The organism is Bifidobacterium sp. LH_416, assembly GCF_056357055.1.
The window spans coordinates 783776-802096 of sequence record NZ_JBKEVJ010000001.1 but is presented as its reverse complement, the minus strand read 5'-3'; the positions used below and the strand labels follow the sequence as shown (position 1 = coordinate 802096).

General features: G+C 55.2%; 17 protein-coding genes and 1 tRNA gene. 14 read left to right on the top strand and 4 right to left on the bottom strand.

The genetic code is table 11. The features are described 5' to 3' along the window. Positions 1–20: 20 nt before the first annotated feature. The 3 genes from AC1AY0_RS03520 (at position 21) to AC1AY0_RS03510 (ending at position 3404) form a co-directional block, all read left to right on the top strand. Positions 21–1181, top strand: a complete 1161-nt coding sequence (locus AC1AY0_RS03520; protein WP_476525958.1) for a hypothetical protein — start codon at positions 21–23, stop codon at positions 1179–1181. Next, positions 1178–2191, top strand: coding sequence for a DUF8094 domain-containing protein (locus tag AC1AY0_RS03515; protein ID WP_476522937.1), 1014 nt, complete (start codon positions 1178–1180; stop codon positions 2189–2191). Before AC1AY0_RS03520 ends, AC1AY0_RS03515 begins: the two co-directional genes overlap by 4 nt. Positions 2192–2435: 244 nt before the next feature. Continuing rightward, positions 2436–3404 carry a tetratricopeptide repeat protein gene (locus AC1AY0_RS03510; protein WP_476522936.1) on the top strand — a complete coding sequence of 323 codons (969 nt, stop codon included), beginning with the start codon at positions 2436–2438 and terminating at the stop codon, positions 3402–3404. Positions 3405–3410: 6 nt separating this feature from the next. On the opposite strand, the gene AC1AY0_RS03505 is transcribed toward AC1AY0_RS03510, so the two are convergent. Next, positions 3411–4037 (bottom strand): CYTH domain-containing protein, encoded by a 627-nt coding sequence (locus tag AC1AY0_RS03505; RefSeq protein WP_476522935.1) that lies wholly within the window; start codon positions 4035–4037, stop codon positions 3411–3413. A gap of 96 nt (positions 4038–4133) precedes the next feature. On the opposite strand from AC1AY0_RS03505, the gene AC1AY0_RS03500 reads away from it, so the two are divergent. The 11 genes from AC1AY0_RS03500 to AC1AY0_RS03450 all read left to right on the top strand — a co-directional run bounded on the left by AC1AY0_RS03500 (position 4134) and on the right by AC1AY0_RS03450 (position 15054). After that, positions 4134–4206: transfer RNA gene (locus tag AC1AY0_RS03500), tRNA-Arg, on the top strand. Between the two features lie 231 nt (positions 4207–4437). Further along, positions 4438–5379: a glycerophosphodiester phosphodiesterase family protein gene (locus AC1AY0_RS03495; protein ID WP_476522934.1), complete on the top strand. Its 942-nt coding sequence runs from the start codon at positions 4438–4440 to the stop codon at positions 5377–5379. Between the two features lie 122 nt (positions 5380–5501). Continuing rightward, positions 5502–5891, top strand: coding sequence for a Rid family detoxifying hydrolase (locus AC1AY0_RS03490; RefSeq protein WP_476522933.1), 390 nt, complete (start codon positions 5502–5504; stop codon positions 5889–5891). 57 nt (positions 5892–5948) lie between these two features. Next, positions 5949–6875, top strand: coding sequence for a lysophospholipid acyltransferase family protein (locus AC1AY0_RS03485; RefSeq protein ID WP_476522932.1), 927 nt, complete (start codon positions 5949–5951; stop codon positions 6873–6875). A 140-nt stretch (positions 6876–7015) separates the two neighbouring features. Then, positions 7016–8017 (top strand): NAD(P)H-dependent glycerol-3-phosphate dehydrogenase, encoded by a 1002-nt coding sequence (locus AC1AY0_RS03480; RefSeq protein WP_476522931.1) that lies wholly within the window; start codon positions 7016–7018, stop codon positions 8015–8017. 64 nt (positions 8018–8081) lie between these two features. Continuing rightward, the gene (locus AC1AY0_RS03475) at positions 8082–9278 is read left to right on the top strand and encodes a D-alanine--D-alanine ligase family protein (protein WP_476522930.1); all 1197 of its coding nucleotides are present in this window, start codon (positions 8082–8084) and stop codon (positions 9276–9278) included. Between the two features lie 254 nt (positions 9279–9532). Beyond that, on the top strand, positions 9533–10696 hold the full coding sequence (locus AC1AY0_RS03470) for an ABC transporter substrate-binding protein (protein WP_476522929.1): 1164 nt from the start codon (positions 9533–9535) through the stop codon (positions 10694–10696). A gap of 119 nt (positions 10697–10815) precedes the next feature. Then, positions 10816–11748 carry an ABC transporter permease gene (locus AC1AY0_RS03465; protein ID WP_476522928.1) on the top strand — a complete coding sequence of 311 codons (933 nt, stop codon included), beginning with the start codon at positions 10816–10818 and terminating at the stop codon, positions 11746–11748. Further along, positions 11745–12620: an ABC transporter permease gene (locus tag AC1AY0_RS03460; RefSeq protein WP_476522927.1), complete on the top strand. Its 876-nt coding sequence runs from the start codon at positions 11745–11747 to the stop codon at positions 12618–12620. The genes AC1AY0_RS03465 and AC1AY0_RS03460 overlap by 4 nt, the downstream gene beginning before the upstream one ends. Positions 12621–12623: 3 nt before the next feature. Then, the gene (locus AC1AY0_RS03455) at positions 12624–13865 is read left to right on the top strand and encodes an ABC transporter ATP-binding protein (RefSeq protein WP_476525809.1); all 1242 of its coding nucleotides are present in this window, start codon (positions 12624–12626) and stop codon (positions 13863–13865) included. Positions 13866–13998: 133 nt separating this feature from the next. Next, positions 13999–15054, top strand: coding sequence for a lysostaphin resistance A-like protein (locus AC1AY0_RS03450; protein ID WP_476522925.1), 1056 nt, complete (start codon positions 13999–14001; stop codon positions 15052–15054). Between the two features lie 81 nt (positions 15055–15135). Here AC1AY0_RS03450 and AC1AY0_RS03445 read toward each other — a convergent pair whose 3' ends face one another. From AC1AY0_RS03445 to AC1AY0_RS03435, 3 genes are all read right to left on the bottom strand, one after another. Next, positions 15136–15933 (bottom strand): mechanosensitive ion channel family protein, encoded by a 798-nt coding sequence (locus AC1AY0_RS03445; RefSeq protein WP_476522924.1) that lies wholly within the window; start codon positions 15931–15933, stop codon positions 15136–15138. 122 nt (positions 15934–16055) lie between these two features. Further along, positions 16056–17495: an aspartate ammonia-lyase gene (locus tag AC1AY0_RS03440; RefSeq protein WP_476522923.1), complete on the bottom strand. Its 1440-nt coding sequence runs from the start codon at positions 17493–17495 to the stop codon at positions 16056–16058. Between the two features lie 66 nt (positions 17496–17561). Continuing rightward, the gene (locus AC1AY0_RS03435; protein WP_476522922.1) at positions 17562–18197 is read right to left on the bottom strand and encodes a TetR/AcrR family transcriptional regulator; all 636 of its coding nucleotides are present in this window, start codon (positions 18195–18197) and stop codon (positions 17562–17564) included. Positions 18198–18321: the final 124 nt, after the last annotated feature.

Below are 18321 nucleotides of genomic sequence, written 5' to 3'. Positions count from 1 at the left end.
CGCGTCCGACTCGTCATGCCATGATCATGCGCGGTATTGTGACGCCGATTTTCGGCCTGCTGGCTGTGGCGTCCGTGGTGTTGGGGATTTTGAACGCCACGATATGGAAGCCGTCCTCGCAGATTACGGCTACCTCCACCATTACCGGTTCGCGTTATATTGTGACCGATCCTGGTGTGCTGCCTTTGCTGGACCAAACCGTCACGGTGACGGTAAACCCGGCTTCTTCCTCAACGCAGGCTTGCGTGGCGCTGGGCTCCGCAAAAGACGTGGCCGGTTGGGTGGCCTCTGAAACGTCATACCAGCGCATTACCGGATTGGCTTCGTGGTCCACACTTGCCACACAGCAAGGTAAGTCCACGAGCCAGACTGCAGCTCCTGATGAGTCGGATGCTGTTGCATTCAAGGATTCAGACATGTGGTCTCAGGTTAAATGTGGCAAGAGCAGCGTGACGCTGACCAGCACGAAAACCAGCGACTCCACCATGGCGATTATTGATCTCGGCCAAGGTGGCGGCAGCAGGGGCGCGGATGTGTCGATGCGATGGGTTCGCTCGCAGGTTCCTGATTTTGCTATGCCGTTCTATCTGTCTGGTGGCTTGCTGGCTGTAGTGGCTGTGCTGTGCGCTTCCGTGTTCGCCATGCCGCCGCATAAGCGCCGCAAGCGCGTGGTGGAAGGCAAGGCCACTATTCATACTGATCTGTCGTTCGCTGAACGTGCCGAGCAGGGTCTTATTGGCGCTAAGTTGCCTGATTCTGTGCCGGCTCGTAAGCGTCATCGTCATGCAGCACATCGCCGTGGCGGTAAGTCTGTGGTTGAGGCTCAGGAATCACCGGTCGAATCTCCGGTGATTATTGATCCGGCTGCTCGCAATTTGGTTGCCGATCAGCAGGCTGCTGGCGGGGAGCCTATTTCTGCGGCAGAGGTGTTGGGTACTGAGTCGGTAGCCGAATCTGGTGCTGCTTCGTCTGATGCTGCAGCGGAAACAACGTTCAGCGCTCCTGATGATGAAGCGACTTCGGTTATTACAAACGATGAATTGCAAGCCTACTTCGCGCGCTTGGCTCAGGAAGTACAGAACGCTAATGAGGCTGCAGCCGGTGCCGGTAGCGGTGATGATTCCGGCGATAATCAACAGTCTGATGGCCAACAGTTTGAAGCAGAGGAGGGGAACCGATGAGCAAACGCTGGAATAATCTGAAAAGACTTGGCGTAGCTGCCACCGCAATCGTGGCTTTGGTTCTGCCCCTAGGCGCATGCGAAGGTCAGCTGCCAACCGTAACTGCTTCAACTTCTTCCAAAGCCACTCCAGATTTGACTGAGGCGCAGGAAAAGAAGATTCGTACCAAGATCCTGAAAACATTGGATCAGGCTGATGAAGCGCGCTCTGCCGATGGATACAAAGCGGTGATGGGCGGCCCGCAGCTTGAAATTCGTACGAGCCAGGTAACTATCGCTCAAAAGAGCGGCAGTATGAACAAATACGCCACAATTCCGAAGGATATCGCTCAGGTAGTGATTCCTACGGATGATGGCTGGCCTCGCTCGGTGTTCACGATTACTACGACCACTGAAGACCAGCAATCGCAGCGTCTGCTGGTACTGGATCAGAACAGTGCACGCGAAAACTACAAACTGGTGGCTATGGCCCGCCTGTTTGACGGTGTGAGCATGCCGAAGTTCGAAGTGCCTACTTCCGGCTCTCAGATGGGAACCGCCAAAGATGAGGGTCTGGTAACTACGCCTACTGAAGCGCTGACGCAATATGCTGACGTGCTGCAGAACGGCTCGGACAGCAAGTACGCATCGACCTTCACCGACGATATGCTGCGTCAGCGCATTGCCACGTTGACCAGCACCGTTCAGGAAGGCATCGCACGCAACAACGGTACCCAGGAGCAGACGTTTACTGCAGTGCCGGATCAGATGTGGATTATGCGTACGGCTGACGGCGGTGATCTGGTTGTGGGCCGTATCGATTCTGTATGGACGCGCCAAGCCGGCGACGGCCGTGAATCGCAGCCGGCTTCCGATGACGAAAAGATTCTCTATAACAGCGACCAATACACCAGCACGATGAAGGTCACGTATGTGAATGTGGTGGCCCTGTATATTCCGCAGGCTGGCGACGGTGCACAGATCACTGCCGTAGGTGCTGACCGACAGCCCGTAAAGGTTGAGGCACTGTAACGGCAACTTTTGGCTCCCCTTGTCAGGGGAGCTGGCCCGCAAAGCGGGTCTGAGGGGTAGTTGATGGAATACAGCGGCGGCATAGCCGCTCGTGTTCTGTCCGCCTATCGCTGAGTGGAGAGCGAATCATCGCTCAATTTCGATGCTGGAACTACAATCAGTTCCAGCATCGTTTTGTTATATGCGGTGTATGCGCTTGAGTTAGGCGCATTGCATACGCCGCGTGCATATGTGGAGGCAAAGTATGGCTGATCAGCAGCAGTTCAATCCTGGAGTGTCTTTGGCAGGTGCTGTCGATTTGGAAGCGTTGAAGCATCAGGTAAAAGCTGAACCGGGTCAAGCTGGTGGCGCTCCTGCAGCTGGCGGCTATGTAATCGACACCAATGAGAACACCTTCCAGGCCATGGTGCAGACGTCTGCGACCTTCCCGATTTTGATGCTGCTGTGGGTGCCGACCGATGATCGTCTCTTCCCGATGGCACGTGCACTGGGCGACGCAGTGAACACTTTGGACGGCAAGATTCAGCTGTCTCGTATTGATATCGCTTCCAATCCATCCATTGCACAGGCATTGCAGGTTACCGGTGCGCCGGCTTTGTTCGCATTGATTGGCGGCCGTCCGATGCCGTTGCTGCAGGGATTGCCCGGCGACGATGAACTCAAGCAGCTGTGCGACGAAGTGATTCCGAAGATTATTCAGGCCGCAGCCCAAGCCGGTGTAAGTGGTACTGCTCCCTATTCCGGCGATCCGGATTCTGATGCCGCCAAGAGTGCTGGCGCAGCTGGTGCCGCTGCTCAGGTGCCGCCTGAGCATGCCGAGGCACATCGTCTGGCCGAAGAAGGCGATTATGCCGGCGCGGCAGCTGAATATAGCCGTGTATTGGAAATGAATCCGGGAGATACTCTGGCCGCTCGTGAACGCGCGAAGGCACTGCTGTTGGCTCGCTCGGGTCAGGCCAATGTACGTGAAGTACGAGCCGCCGCAGCTGCCGCTCCCGATGATGTGGAAGCACAGCTGGCCGTGGCTGATATTGACATGATTGGCGGCCAGATTCAGGATGCTTTCGACCGTTTGCTGGACTTCCTCGCTGCCGGCCACAAGGCCGATATCGAGCCAGTACGTAAGCGTCTGCTCGAATACTTCGCTATTCCTGAGCCGACCGATGAGCGACTCAAGCGCGCTCGTCGCCGCCTTGCCACGCTGATGTACTAGAAGTAGTTACACCATACGGTTTTTGCCGAAGTATGGCTGGAATTGCGGGCCGTTTTCAGCGAGTTCGGCCTCGAAATCGGAGGCCCACTCGTTGAATGGTCGCGCAGCAAGCCCGTCATTGTTAAAACGGGGTTGATCGGTAATTTCAGTAATGCAGAATTTCGGAATCGTAAGATTCGTTACAGGCCCTGAACGTTCAGCTTCGGCCACCACGAGCGGTGCATTAGCGCCGCCGAACACGTCAATACTCCAGCCATCTTCGGCAATCCATACGGAGTAACGATTCTTAATAATCACTTCGCCGCCGCGTTTAACTAATTCCGCGGCGATACGCGTATCGATTTCGCGTTCTACTTCGTATCGCGTACCGCCTACGGACGGACCTTTAACTGTCACATAGGCTTCGGTGAAACGCTCACGGTACTGTTCGAGAACATCAAGCGGATCAACATCTGGCGTCATATCAAGGTGCAGCGTATGCGAAGCCAGGCGTATGCGTAATGCGTAATTGTCGGCGTGCACATAATAGCTTTGGATGATGAGCGTAGGCGTATCGCCGTCGTCATATTCTGCCGGCAGCTCGCGGCAGAAGAACCGGCGTTCGTATTCGAAGTCATCTGTAAGTTCCGACATAGCCCCATTGTAGAGCGAACGCGCACGATTGCTGGGGAACTGGCTTGCATATTGTGGAGTCTGGCCGCTGCGTGGTGTACAGTAATGAGTTTGTTCGGGTTCGTAGCTCAGTGGATAGAGCGTCTGTCTCCGGAACAGAAGGTCGAGGGTTCGAACCCCTTCGAGCCCACGAATAAGGTCCTGTCTTTGCATATCTCTTGCGCAGAGGCAGGACTTTCTGCTTGTTTGCGCATGGTTGATTTGTGCATTATTGCAGCCAAATCCATACCCTGAGATTTCCCTGAGATAACCATGAGTTTGCCATGAAAGCCGGCGTTGAGACTGGCTTTTCATCACATAATGAAGGTGGTATTGATACGCGCAATAGCGCATGTCCGGATGCCATTGATGGAGGTGCAAGATGGCGGGATTCGGCGGTTTTCGAGGATTGACTCAGCGTATGAATCGGCGTTGGATTGCGCAGATTCTGATTCTGGCGCTGTCGTTGGCTTTGGTACTTGGCGTAGGCATGATGTCCGCAATTCGTACGCGTCGCAAGGAACAGGACGGACTGGGCAGCTGGCAGGTGCAGCCGCTTGCTATTGCTCATAGGGGCGATGATTCAGCGCCTGAGAATTCCACACATGCTATTGCGAATGCTGGTGCAAATGGCGCTGATTACGCTGAAATCGATGTGCGTTTGGATGCCGATGGTGTGCCCGTGGTATTCCATGATCGACTGACCGGCCGTCTTGCCGCCGATGGGAGCAATGTGCCGGTGAGCTCGCTGCACACCCACGAATTGCAGCATATGATTATGCGTCAGCACGATGAGAACTTCCATGTGCCTACATTGGATGAAGCCATTATGGCCGCGCAGCATGCCAATGATCATCTGGGTTTGTTGCTTGATTTGAAGACTGGCTCTGCAGGTGCTCCTGAACTCACCCATGCAGTTGCAAAGGTGATTGAACAGCGTGATTTTGCTGACCGGGTGATGGTTATGGCTGTGAACGATGACGCGATTCAAGATATGCGCAAACTGCATCCTGACTGGCAGATCGGCAAATGCGTAAGCCCGGCTGGGCATCCGGAAGTAGGCTGGCCGCAGGATGCGAGCTTTGTGGTGATGCGTGGCGATCGCATGGATAATGCTGTTGTGCAACGCGCTAGCCGCGACAATGTTCCTATTTATGCTGGTGTGAGCGGCAACTACGCGGAAGGCGGCCGGTGCCTGAAAATGGGTGCGGATGGTGTGCTGGGTTCCAGCGCTAAGAGCGTACGCAAGCTTGCTGGCCGCTTTGCAATTACCATGCACGCCGGCGAAACCGAATCAGGTATGCCTCATCCGGTGTGGCGCTAAGTTTCTCTGGTGATTGCCGATGTTCGCCGTGGCATGGCCGTATGGCGGGCATCGACGATCGCGGGTATAGCAGAAGCAATTAAACTGCTCCATAATCGGCATAGTCAACGAGAGGACTCATCATGAGTGAAAAGATGGAAGCAGTAGCTACTTCTGAGGCGCCGGCCGCTCTGGGCGCATACAGCCAAGCAGTCAAGGCGAACGGTTTTGTGTTCGTGTCCGGTCAGCTGGGCATTGATCCGGCTACCGGTGAGCTGGCTGGCAAAACCGCTGGTGAGCAGGCTGCTCAGGCACTGAAGAACATCAAGCATATTCTCGATACGGCTGGTACGGGCATTGAGCATGTGGTGCGCGCAACCATCTACCTGAAGAACGTTGAAGACTTCAAGGAAGTGGATGCTCGTTATGCCGAAGTGTTCATTGGCTCGGTGAAGCCGGCTCGTGTGGCATTCGGCAACAACATGATTCCTAAGGGTGCTCTCGTAGAAATCGACGCCATCGCAGCGCTGTAACAATGATTATGAGTTCCGGGCTCGGCTTCGGGCCCGGGGCGTGCAACAATAGTGGGCATGGCATCCAAAGGAAAACCGTCACCGCGTTCTGCGGTCAGCCCACTATCTGACGCACAAGTCGCTACGCTAGCGAAAACGCATGAGCTTGTTGATCCCATGCATGATTTCCCCACCGGCCCGAATCGCAAAGCCAAAATCGAAGAAATCAATGCGCAGAATCCTAAAGCCACTAAGCGTCTGCTCACTGGTGTGGATGTAGTGTTCAACGCCAGTTGCAAAACGCGTGCCTGGGGGCTTGACCGCGTGCCCGAAGACGGTCCATTTATTACTGCCGCTAGCCATGTAACGATGTTTGATGTATTCGTGCCAATGGCAAGCCTGTTTCATATGGGTCGCCGTCCGCGGTATATGGCCAAAGCTGAGATGGCAAAGTGGCCATTGATTGGCAAATGGTTCCAATTAGTCGGTATGCAGCCGGTGCAGCGCCATTCGGGCAAAGCTAAGCAAATTGAGGAAACCTCTATCGATATTCTGACTTCTGGCCGTCCGCTCACGGTCTGGCCGGAGGGTACAGTGACTCGTGATCCGAAGAAATGGGTGATGAGCATCAAGGAAGGTGCGGCTTATATCGCACTGGAATCTTCTCGTCGACTCGGGCATCAGGTGCCGTTGTTCCCAGCGGTAACGTGGGGTGCGGCTTCGATTAACCACTGGTGGCCATGGCCGCGCAAGAATGTGGTCATGTGCTATGACCAGCAGCTTGATTACTCCGATCTGCTCACGGATATGGATTCTTGGGGCGAAGAGCCTCCTGCCGAGCTGGTTAATGAGCTGATGTGGCGTGTACTGAAGCGCATGAATACGGTTTTGGCGGAGATTCGCGGCGAGCAGTTCCCTGCCGAAGGCTACTGGGATTACCGCAGCATGTCTCGCAAACCATGGCCAGAAGCTGGTGGCCCTTTCCCAGCTGGCCAAGTGGAGTAGGCATAGGGAATAGCGTCAATACAGCCAAATGCTGTATAACAGTGCACAGCGAGTAACTACCCCTCAGTCATCTGTCGATGGCAGCTCCCCTGACAAGGGGAGCCGAGGGTACTCCATGCAATAAACGGAGGAACAATAGTATGGGTAAAAAAGTAACGGTTCTTGGTGCAGGAGCATGGGGTACCGCCTTCGGCCAGGTGTTGGCCGACGCCGGCAACGATGTGACTATGTGGGCTATTGAGCCAGAAATCGTGGAAGGTATTCGCGATCATCACCGCAATGCGGTCCGACTGCCATCCGTTGAGCAGTTGCCGAGCAACATGACCGCTACCAGCGATCGCGCTGAAGCCGTCAAAGACGCTGAAATCATTGTGGTAGCCATTGCCGCCCAGTTCGCTCGCGTGGCACTGACTGAATTCAAGGGTCTGATTCCTGAGAACGCCATTGTGGTGAGCCTGATGAAGGGCATTGAGCGCAAGACCAACAAGCGCATGGATGAAGTGGTGCGTGAAGCCCTTGATCTGCCAGCCGAGCGTTTCGCTGCTATCTCCGGCCCGAATCTTTCTAAGGAAATCGCTGACCGCCACCCTGCAGCCACCGTGGTGGGTTGTGCAAACCTTGACAATGCCAAGAAGGTTGCCGAAACCTGCACTACCAGCTATTTCAAGCCGTTTGTGACCAATGATGTTATCGGTCTGGAAATGTGCGGCAGTCTGAAGAACGTGACCGCGCTCGCTGTGGGCATGGCTCGTGGCGCCGGCTATGGCGAAAACACTGCAGCCATGATTGAAACCCGCGGCCTCGCGGAGCTGACTGCGCTCGGTGCTGCTGCTGGCGCCGATCCGAAGACGTTCGCTGGTCTTGCTGGCGTGGGCGATTTGATCGCCACCTGCGGCTCGCCATTGTCCCGCAACTACACGTTCGGTTCCAACCTCGGTAAGGGCATGAGCGTGGAAGAAGCCACCAAGGTGAGCAATGGTGTTGCTGAAGGCGTGCCCACCACTGACGCTGTTGTGGCGCTTGGCAAGGAGCTTGGCGTGCCGACTCCGCTGGCCTACCAGATGAGCCGCGTACTCAACGAAGGCATTTCTTGTGCGGAAATGTTATCTGGATTGTTTGGTCGTGAGATCACAGCCGAGTAGGCTACCAGTAGGTTGATTCGCTAATAGTCACGAGTAATCTCAAGTAGTTATTCAAAGGATGGTTATGGCCAAGAAGCGTATTGTGGTCCTGTACGGCGGTCGCGCGGACGAGCATTCTATTTCGTGCATCTCCACTGCTGGTGTGCTCAACGCATTGGATACCGAACGTTTTGAGCCGATTCCGGTCGGCATCACCAAAGACGGCAAGTGGATTGTGAACGGTGAGGATCCGCGCGGATGGGCACTGGACGGCGGCGAACTGCCGACGGTGAAGATCACGCCGGAATCCCGCCCTGTGATGATTGATCCCTCCCGTGGCAAGGATGGCTTCTTTGCTGGTGAGCCGGAGCATTTGAGCAGCGCCAACAGTGGCGATGCCGGTTTTGGCACCAGCTTTGTGAGCCTCAATGATCCGGAAATGCATCATGTACTGACTTCTCTTGGTCATGTCGATGCTGTACTGCCGATTCTGCATGGCCCTTATGGCGAAGACGGTACTGTGCAGGGTCTGCTGGAAATGATGGGTGTGCCGTACGTGGGCTGTGGCGTCTTTGCTTCCGCCGCTTGCATGGATAAGCACTACACCAAGATTGTGCTTAACGCTGCTGGCATTCCTACAGCTCCGGGCATTATGGTGGATGCTCGCAACTTCACTGCGTCCGATGTGCTGGATCAGATTGAGGCCGCAGGATTGGCTTACCCGCTGTTCGTCAAGCCATCTCGTGCTGGCTCCAGCTTTGGTGTAACCAAGGTTGAGCAGGCTGACGATCGCGAAACTCAGCAGGATAAGCTGGCTGCCGCAGTAGCCACTGCTGGCGAGCACGACTGGAAGGTGCTCATCGAGCAGGGTATCGATGGCCGTGAAATCGAATGTGCAGTGCTGTGCCCGAAGGCTGGTGAAGAGCCTGAGGCAAGCTGGCCGGGTGAGATTGTGCTCGATCATCAGGATGATGATCAGTTCTATGACTTCGATTCCAAGTACATGGATGCATCCGCAAGCCATGTGGAAGTGCCGGCTAACCTGCCGGTTAGCGTGCTTGAAGATGTGCGTGACGTGGCCCGCCGTGCGTTCAAGGCTGTAGATGGTGCCGGCCTGAGCCGAGTGGATACCTTCGTGACTCCGGACGGTACGGTGATGGTTAACGAAATCAACACCATGCCGGGCTTCACGCCGATTTCCATGTACCCCAAGGCATGGGAAGCCACCGGAGTGAGCTACACCGAGCTCATCACTCGTCTTATCGAAGGCGTGCTGCGCTAAGCGTCCTAAAATTTCGAGAAAAGTCCTAATCTCGTGAAATTAAGCCACTGGCAGACCGTCAGTGGCTTAAATTTTCGGGATTCCATCATTGACACATCATCACCAACTGTCACTAGTTCACTTTTAGTTTTCTTTTGTTCAGCAGCTGTACTTCAAATGATGAACGATGTTCATCTCAAGGCTAATGTCGGTACATTATGGGCGCTTATGTTCGTTTCCTGACAATCCTGATGAATAGAAGGAAAAAGAAGAACATGAATAACCTGCGTAAGATTGCGGTTGCTTCGGTTGCGGCCGTACTCGCATTCTCTATGGCCGCCTGCGGCTCCTCCAATGCTTCCTCCGATGGCAACGGTTCCACCGGCAAGGCTGTAACGGTGAACGAGAAGTCCGCCAAGGCCACCTCCCTCTCCGACTTCGGCACCATGGATGACCTGGTCAAGGCCGCTGAAGAAGAAGGCGCTCTGAACGTCATCGCTCTGCCGCACGATTGGTCCAACTACGGCGAAGTCATCAGCACCTTCAAGAAGAAGTACCCGAAGATCAAGATCACCGAGCTCAACCCGAACGCTTCCTCCAAGGAAGAGCTCGACGCTGCCAAGACCAACAAGGGCACCGACGCTGCTCCTGACGTGTTCGACGTTGGCCAGTCCATCGCCGCCACCTCCACCGACTCCTTCGCTCCGTACAAGGTCCAGGCTTGGGACAAGATTCCGGATGCCAACAAGGACGCCAACGGCGCTTACTACGCTGACTACACCGGCATCATGTCCGTGGGCTGGAACAAGGACAAGTACGGTGAGATCACCAAGCTTGACGACCTGCTCGATCCGAAGTTCGCTGGCACTGTGGCTCTGAACGGTAAGCCTGCTGAGGCTGGCGCAGCCTTCAACGGCTACCTGATGGTCAACCAGCTCGCTGGCGGCGACATCAACAACCTGCAGCCTGGCCTTGACTTCTTCGTCAAGCTGAAGAACGCCGGCAACCTGACCACCGTTGACGTGACCAACGGCACCATCGACTCCGGCCAGACCGGTGTGGTGTTCGACTGGACCTACAACCAGGCTTCCTACAAGAAGGACCTCAAGTCCAAGGGTGTGAACTGGGAGTACAAGACCTTCCCGAAGGCTCAGGTTGTCAGCTACTACAACCAGGCCATCAACAAGGATGCTCCGCACCCGGCCGCCGCTCGCCTCTGGGAAGAGTACCTGTACACCGCTGAAGCTCAGAACCTGTGGTTCAAGGGTGGTGCAAACCCGGTGCTGCTCGACTCCATGAAGCAGGATGGCACTGTTGACCAAGCCACGCTGAAGGATGCCATCACCATCGAAGGTACTCCGGTTTCCTACTCCAACGATGATGCCAACCGCATCACCGAATGGCTCCAGAACAACTGGGACAAGACCATCGGCAACTGAGTCTAACGTTTGACTCCTCTCTCGGCTCCCCTCTTCACGAGGGGAGCTGTCAGCATAGTTGAATGATTAGCGCAGCTGACTGAGGGGAGTCGAGCATTGTGAAAGCAAAGGCATTATCTATGACTGCCGCAATTGCACAGAATGGGCCTGCTGCCTCCAAGGCTACTGGTCCATCCGCTACTTCCGCTTCTTCCACGCTGGCCAAGCATCGTCAGGAACTCGGCACTTTTGCCGTCACCCTGCCGTTCTTCGCCTACACTGCATGCTTCCTGCTGGCTCCAACGGTGATTGTGATCATCGGTGCGTTCCAGGATCGCAACGGTGCATTTACGCTTGCAAACTTCAATAATCTGTTCGCGCCGAACACCATCTCCGCATTCGTCACCTCGATTCTGGTTTCTATTGCTTCCTCGGTGATTGGCGCAGTGGTGGGTGGCCTTGCCTCATACGCGCTGGTGATTGGTGCCAAGCCGAATGGACTGTTGCGCCGACTGGTTTCCGCTATTTCTTCGGTACTGGCCCAGTTCGGTGGCGTGATGCTTGCGTTCGCATTCATCGCCACTATCGGCATTAACGGTATCGGTACGATGCTGATCAAAACCCTGACTGGATTCACGGTCAACCCCAACTGGTTGAGCTCACTGCCTGGCCTGGTGACCGTGTACTGCTACTTCCAGATTCCGCTGATGATTATCATCTTCCTGCCTGCTGTGGATTCCATTCGCCCGCAGTGGCGTGAGGCCTGCGAATCCTTGGGCGGCAACACGTTCCAGTACTGGACTCGTGTGGCGCTGCCGATTCTGACGCCTCGCTTCATTTCCGCATTCCTGCTGCTGTTTGCTTCCGCATTCTCCGCCTACGCCACTGCGGCCGCGCTGTTCTCTCAGCGTTCGATTCTGGTGCCGTTGATGATTCAGGGCGCTATGCGTAACGAAATGGATGCCAACCAGCAGGGCTTCGCCCAGGTGCTGGCATTCGCCATGATCGTGGTTGTGGCCATTGTGATGCTGCTGAGCCACGCTGTAGAAAAGAGGGCTGGACGTTGGCAGTGACTGAAACTTCTGTAACTACCGAAACTTCCGCTGAAACCAAGCCGCCGCAGCTGCGCGCCGCCCGCGTTCGCAAGCAGAGCATCATCAAGTTTGTGATTCTGTTTGTGACTCTGGCGTTCCTGTTCGTGCCGTTGCTGGCCATGCTTGTCTTCACGCTGCGTCACCCGCTGTCTGGACGCTGGTCGCTGGCTCCATGGGTTGCGATTTTCACCGGTAACGGCGAATCCTTGGGCGCTGATCTGACCGTGCTGTGGCAGGGCCTTGGCACGTCGCTTGCTCTGTGTGTGGTCACTGTGGTGATCATGCTGCTGCTTATGGTGCCGACCATGGTGATTGTGCACATTCGCTCCAAGGCTTTGGAGCGCGCTATTGAATGGGTTGCTACGCTGCCGTTGACCATTCCGGCCATCGTGCTTGTGGTAGGCCTGGGGCCGATTTACCGTTGGCTGTCTGCCGATGTGTTGAGCACCAACCCGATTTGGCTGTGCTTCGCTTACGTGATTCTGGTAATGCCGTTCGCCTTCCGCGCGATTGCCGTGGGCCTGAACTCCATCGACGTCAAGACCTTGGTGGAAGCCTCTCGTTCATTGGGTGCTTCATGGCCCAAGGTGTTCTTCCGTGTGATTATCCCGAACCTGTGGCAGTCCATTCTTTCGGCATCCTTCATCTCTATCGCCGTGGTGCTGGGCGAATACACTGTCGCCTCGCTGCTTGGCCGTATGAACCTCCAGGTCGCGCTCTACCAGCTCGGCCAGTCCAATTCTCAAATCTCTACTGCCATGTCGCTGCTTGCTCTGCTCTTCGGCGTGGTGCTGCTCGTTGCGCTCGATTTGATTTCCGACGCGATGCGCAAATCAAAGGAAGGTAAGTAAACCATGACTTTCGAACGCAATACTGCAGCTCCTGTGGCCGCTAGCGCTGCTGCTGCCGAAGACGCTTTTAAGAACGACCCAACCGCCACGCTTGAAGGCGTGAAGGCCAAGGACGTAACCAAGGCTGCCAAGGCTTTGCTTAAGGACTCTGCCAAGCGCGGTGGCGGCTCCATCCAGATGCAGGATGTCGTCAAGATCTACCCCGGTTCCACCAAGCGTGCTCTGGACGATTTCAACCTGGACATCAAGCCTGGCGAAATGGTTGTTTTGCTCGGTGGCTCCGGCTGCGGCAAGTCCACGGCTCTGCGTTCCCTCGCTGGCCTGGAAGACATTCAGGGCGGCCGCATCATGGTCGGTGGCCAGGATGTGACTGGCGTGCCGGTCAACAAGCGTGAGATGGCCATGGTGTTCCAGGCCTACTCCCTCTTCCCGCACATGACCGCACTGGAGAACGTGGAATTCGGCCTCGAAGTGCGTGGTGTCAGCAAGGAAGAGCGTCGCAAGATCGCCATGGAGCAGCTTGAGCTGGTCGGCTTGGCTGATCAGGCGAAGAAGTACACCCAGCAGATGTCTGGTGGCCAGCAGCAGCGTGTGGCTTTGGCTCGCGCTCTGGCCATCAAGCCGCGTGTGCTGCTGCTCGATGAGCCGCTTTCCGCATTGGACGCCAAGGTGCGTGTGCAGCTGCGTGATCAGATTCGCCGCATTCAGCTGAGCACCGGCACCACCACCGTGTTCGTGACCCACGATCAGGAAGAGGCTCTGGCTGTTGCCGATCGCATTGGTGTGATGAACAAGGGCAAGATCGAGCAGATTGCAGCCCCTCAGGATCTCTACCAGCGTCCGGCCACCGAATATGTGGCTACCTTCATCGGCCTGACCAACCGTCTGCCTGGCGCTTCCAATGGTGAGGAGGCTGTGGTCTTCGGCCAGCGTCTGCCGCTGATCGCCGGTTCCGCCACTGGCGACTCGGTCGCCGTGCTGGTCCGCCCGGAGAACCTTGCGCTGAGCCTGCCTGACCAAACCGACTCCAAGGTTGGCGAGCACGCACGCGTGGAAGTGATTCACTTCCTGGGTTCCCTGGTTCGTGTGGACACTGTGATTACCTCCGGTGAATTCCAGCGCTGGAACAAGGGCGAGCAGCTCAAGGTTACCGTGCAGCTGCCTGCTAACGAGCTTCCGGCTGGTCTTGCCTCGGGCGATGAAGTCGTTATCACTCCGCGCCCGGTTGCGGCACTTGCCTGCTGAGTCGCAGCGAGTCCTGATTTCGTGAATATAAGCCACTGAGTACTACTCAGTGGCTTATTTTTTCGAAAGTCGCCGTATGTTGTGCCGTATCCTAAGTAGAAGAGATAATGCCGTACTGAAATAGGGGATAAGTATGAGCCAGCCAACGGGAAACAACACTAATTTTGGCTCAGCGCCTCAGCTTCAGCCTCAATCGCAGCCTCAGCCACAGCGCAACTGGTGGTTCGTGGCCCACCGCCGCTTCACTCTCGTAGGAGCTGCGCTGTGCCTGATGGTGATGTTCTGGATTGGGCTGAATGTATTGGCTCTTGAAGCGCTGCATCATGTGTTTGGCGGCAACGTTCCTACTTGGGCCAGTTTGCTGGCGTCTTCCGGCCCTTTGTATGCCGTGGCGATGCCGCTGAGCATGCTGGTTTTTACATTGGTGCCTTCTATTGCCACGCGTCAATATTCGATGAAGCCCAATGAATTCATCCAATTGCTCATCATGTGCGTGCCGGTGATGTATGCGGGCAATATTATCGGCCAGATTATGTCCGCTGTGCTTAGTGATGGGCAAGCCACAAACCGGCTGCAAAGCGTGGTTCTTGGTTCCGATTGGTGGGTGAACGCGCTGTATATCGGCATTCTTGCGCCGATATTTGAAGAATGGATTTTCCGCAAGGAAATCATCTCACGTTTACGCCGGTATGGTGAGAAAACCGCGATTGTCTTCTCGTCCATTGCATTCGCGCTGTTCCATCTGAATCTATTCCAGTTCTTCTATGCTTTCGGTCTCGGTCTGATTCTTGGATACGTGTACACGCGCACATCGAAGATTCGCTACACCATAGCAATGCATATGATCATTAATCTGAACGGCGCGGTGGTTGCGCCATTACTGCTGCGTGCAGTGGATCCAAAAATGTTTGATGGCAGCCTGACTCAGGCGGAAATCATGCGTATGGCGGAAAGCGGCAATTCAGGCGGCTTGGAAATTTTGGGCATGTATGGCATGGCGCTGTTCGCACTGATTATTGCAGGCATTGTGCTACTAGTGCGTTGGTTCAAGCGCCGGCTTTGGGAATTCTATCCGACTCCTGAGGAGCTGCCTGCTGGGCTGAAAATCCGTACCGCATACCTCAACCCAGGCGTTATCGTCTATGTGCTGCTTACCTTGGCGCTTACCCTCTGGATGCTCATAGCGTAGCAATCACATCATTGAAAGAGAAATGAAATAGCCGAGACCTGATTGAGGCCTCGGCTATTTCATTGTGTGAAGGTATGAGTTTTATAGATTATCGGCAGAACCACCGTCTTCAACCAGATAATCCTGATCAGATTCAGCAATGGCGCGAGCTGCCTTGTCGCGAATCGTAGACAGCAGTACGCCTTGGCGAGCGAAAAGCAATACCTGACCGGTGATGCCGTAGGGCGAGAATCCGGTGAACTTCACTAGTGGCGGCTGGCCTTCCAAAGCGATATCTTCGGTTGCACGAGTGACGAGATTGAGAATATCGTGGCTCACCTTATCCGGGTCGCTGGAAGCTTTAGCAGTGAATTCAAGCGTCGTCATGCTCTCAGTCAGGGGCGCAAGTTTGGTGAGCGCAGCAGTATTCAACACAGAATTCGGGATAACCATAATGTCGCCGCCACGCGTGCGAACCGCGGTATGGCGCCACGTAATATCATGCACCACGCCGGTAACGCCCTGTACCGTTACCAAATCGCCGGGCTGAATCACACGGCCAAGCATCAGGCCAAAGCCGCCGATAACGTTAGCAATCGTATCTTTCAGGCCCAAGGAGAGGGCAACGCCGCCGACGCCAAGAGCAGTAACCAAAGTAGTTGGATTAATGCCGAAAACTGGTTGCAGCACCATGGCGATGGCAGCTACCCAAATAAGCACACGCGCCAGATTGACGAAAATCGATGCACTAGGAATCTGGGAGTTATCCAAGACCGTTCTCAGCAGTCGGCTTAAAACACGGTCTGCCACACAGGCGACCACAATCATTAATACCAACCAAATCAACCGGCCGGTATTGGCTTGGAACCATTGCGCAATAGTTGCTTCAAAATTATCCATAGTGCCCACTGTATCGGGCGTTTTCGTGGAAGCAATGGAGAATGGTGGAGGTTCTCTGAATATACAGCGGCAGATACGGCAGCCGTGCAGTGATTGTGTTGAGTCACAGCTGCCGCATATCGCTACTCCTGATGTTCGCGGCAGGTTTGGCCAAGCCCACGCGCCAAGCGAATCGGGTCAAGAATCTCATCAAGCTGCTCTGCGGGCAGATCAGTGCGTTCGCCGGCTACCTCGCGGACCGAACGACCCGAATGCACGGCTTCTGCGGCGATGTCGGCAGCCTTCTCGTAGCCAATGTAATGGTTGAGTGCTGCGGAAATTGACGGCGAAGATTGTGCATATGCGCGCCCGATTTCAGCATTGATCTCAATGCCTTCCACACAATTGGTGCGGAAGATGGTCATAGCGCGGGTCAGTAGCGCCATGCCAGTGAGCAGTTCGTGCACCATGAGCGGGTCGAACGCGTTGAGCTGCAACTGACCTTCAGCAACAGCCCAATTCACCGTGACATCCATGCCGAAAATGCTGAAGCAGCACTGGTTAACGCATTCGGGAATCACTGGGTTGACCTTGGCCGGCATAATCGACGAGCCAGCCTGACGGGCCGGCACATTGAGATCATTGAAACCACAGCGAGGGCCGGAATTCAGCAGACGCAAATCGTCAGCGGCCTTCTTCAAATGCACGGCGAGGCTTTTAATCGCGGCAGATGTAGCCACATAAGCGCCCATATCGGTCATGGCTGCCACCGGATCTGGGGCGGCAGTAATAGGCAGTCCAGTGATGTTCGCCAGATGCTGGGTGGCGGATTTGCGGAAGCGCAAGTCGGCGCAAATGCCGGTTCCGATAGCGGTTGCGCCAAGATTCAGCTGAGCCAGCAACGGCACCACACGGTCAAATGCAGCCAAATCAGACTTCAGCAGTGTGGCAAAAGAGTGGAATTCCTGTCCATAGGTCATCGGCACTGCATCCTGCAGCTGCGTGCGGCCAATAGTCACATCATTGATATGCTTATCTGCCAAATCGTGGAATGCTTTGGCGAGCTTCTTGGTGGCCTCAGCCAACGGTCCGATCGCGTCAATCAGCGCGAGCTTGCAGGCTGCCGGATAGGTGTCGTTGGTTGATTGGGACTCGTTGACGTCGTCATTGGGATGAATGTACGTGTATTCGCCGCGCTTGTGGCCGGCGATTTCCAGCGCACGATTGGCGATAACCTCATTCATGTTCATATTCGCCGATGTGCCGGCACCGCCCTGCATCACATCAACCGGGAACTGGTCGGCAAGTTTGCCGAGCTCGATCTCATGGCAAGCCTGGCGAATCGCCTCGGCTTTGGTATGGTCGAGCAGGCCCAGTTCCTCGTTAGCGATAGCACAGGCTCGCTTGACGGTGGCATAGGCTCGAATCAGCTCAGGATGCTGGCCATCGGTGATTCCGGAGACCGGGAAATTCGCGATGGCGCGTTGCGTATGAATACCCCAATACACGTTGTTCGGCACTTCCAGCGTGCCAATGCAATCATGTTCTACACGGGTTCTAGTCTGTTCGCTCATAGTTCCCATCTTCCTGTGTTAGGGGCTGAAACGCCAGCATTGAGCGCGGATTGCGCCTTGTGAGAAACCTCTCAGTTAGTCGATTGAGGCGTGCGCGAAGATACGATTCCAGTAGGTGAGCATATTCTCACGGCTCATTGCCAAGTAAATACCCATGGCCAGTACTGCCACATCTTCCTTAAGCAAGTCCTTGAGCTCAATAGTGCCGTTGAGCTTTGGCCAGCGCTGCAATACGGCCAGCATGCCGCCCACGGAGAATTCGACCATCAGATCGGTTTTGAGATCAAGGTGGTCAGGATCTTTTTGCAGCATGCTGATCATTTGCAAACGAGCAAAATCGCGGAGTGATTCTCCGAGCTCAATAGTGCTGTGTGGGCCGGCGATAAGAGCCAGTCGGTCAAGACGCCGGCGCTGATTCGGATCAGACAGCAATGCGCTGACGCGCTCATGCCACTGTTCTTCAGGGTTACGGTCCGGGTCAGGTGCCTGATTGATTGGAATGGATTCCACCTGATGCATGATTGCGAAATCCGCCAACTCAGGAAGACTGGCGAAATGATAGTAGAAGGAATTGCGATTTACGCCGGCTTCGTGCACAACGTCGGTGACGGTGATTTTACGGTAATCGCGGTCTTGCAGTAAGTTCCAAAATGCGTTTTCAAGCCTGTCTTTGGCGGGGAGCACTTCGGAGTCATGGCGTGGACGTGGCATTGGTTCCCTCTCTCTTGCTGGTTCCGTTATGGCTGTCAGCCTCACGGCGTGTAGTCATACTGTCTAATTTTGGGAATTATTATACAGTCCAACTAATTTTTGGCAAGCGACAATAAGGAAAGAA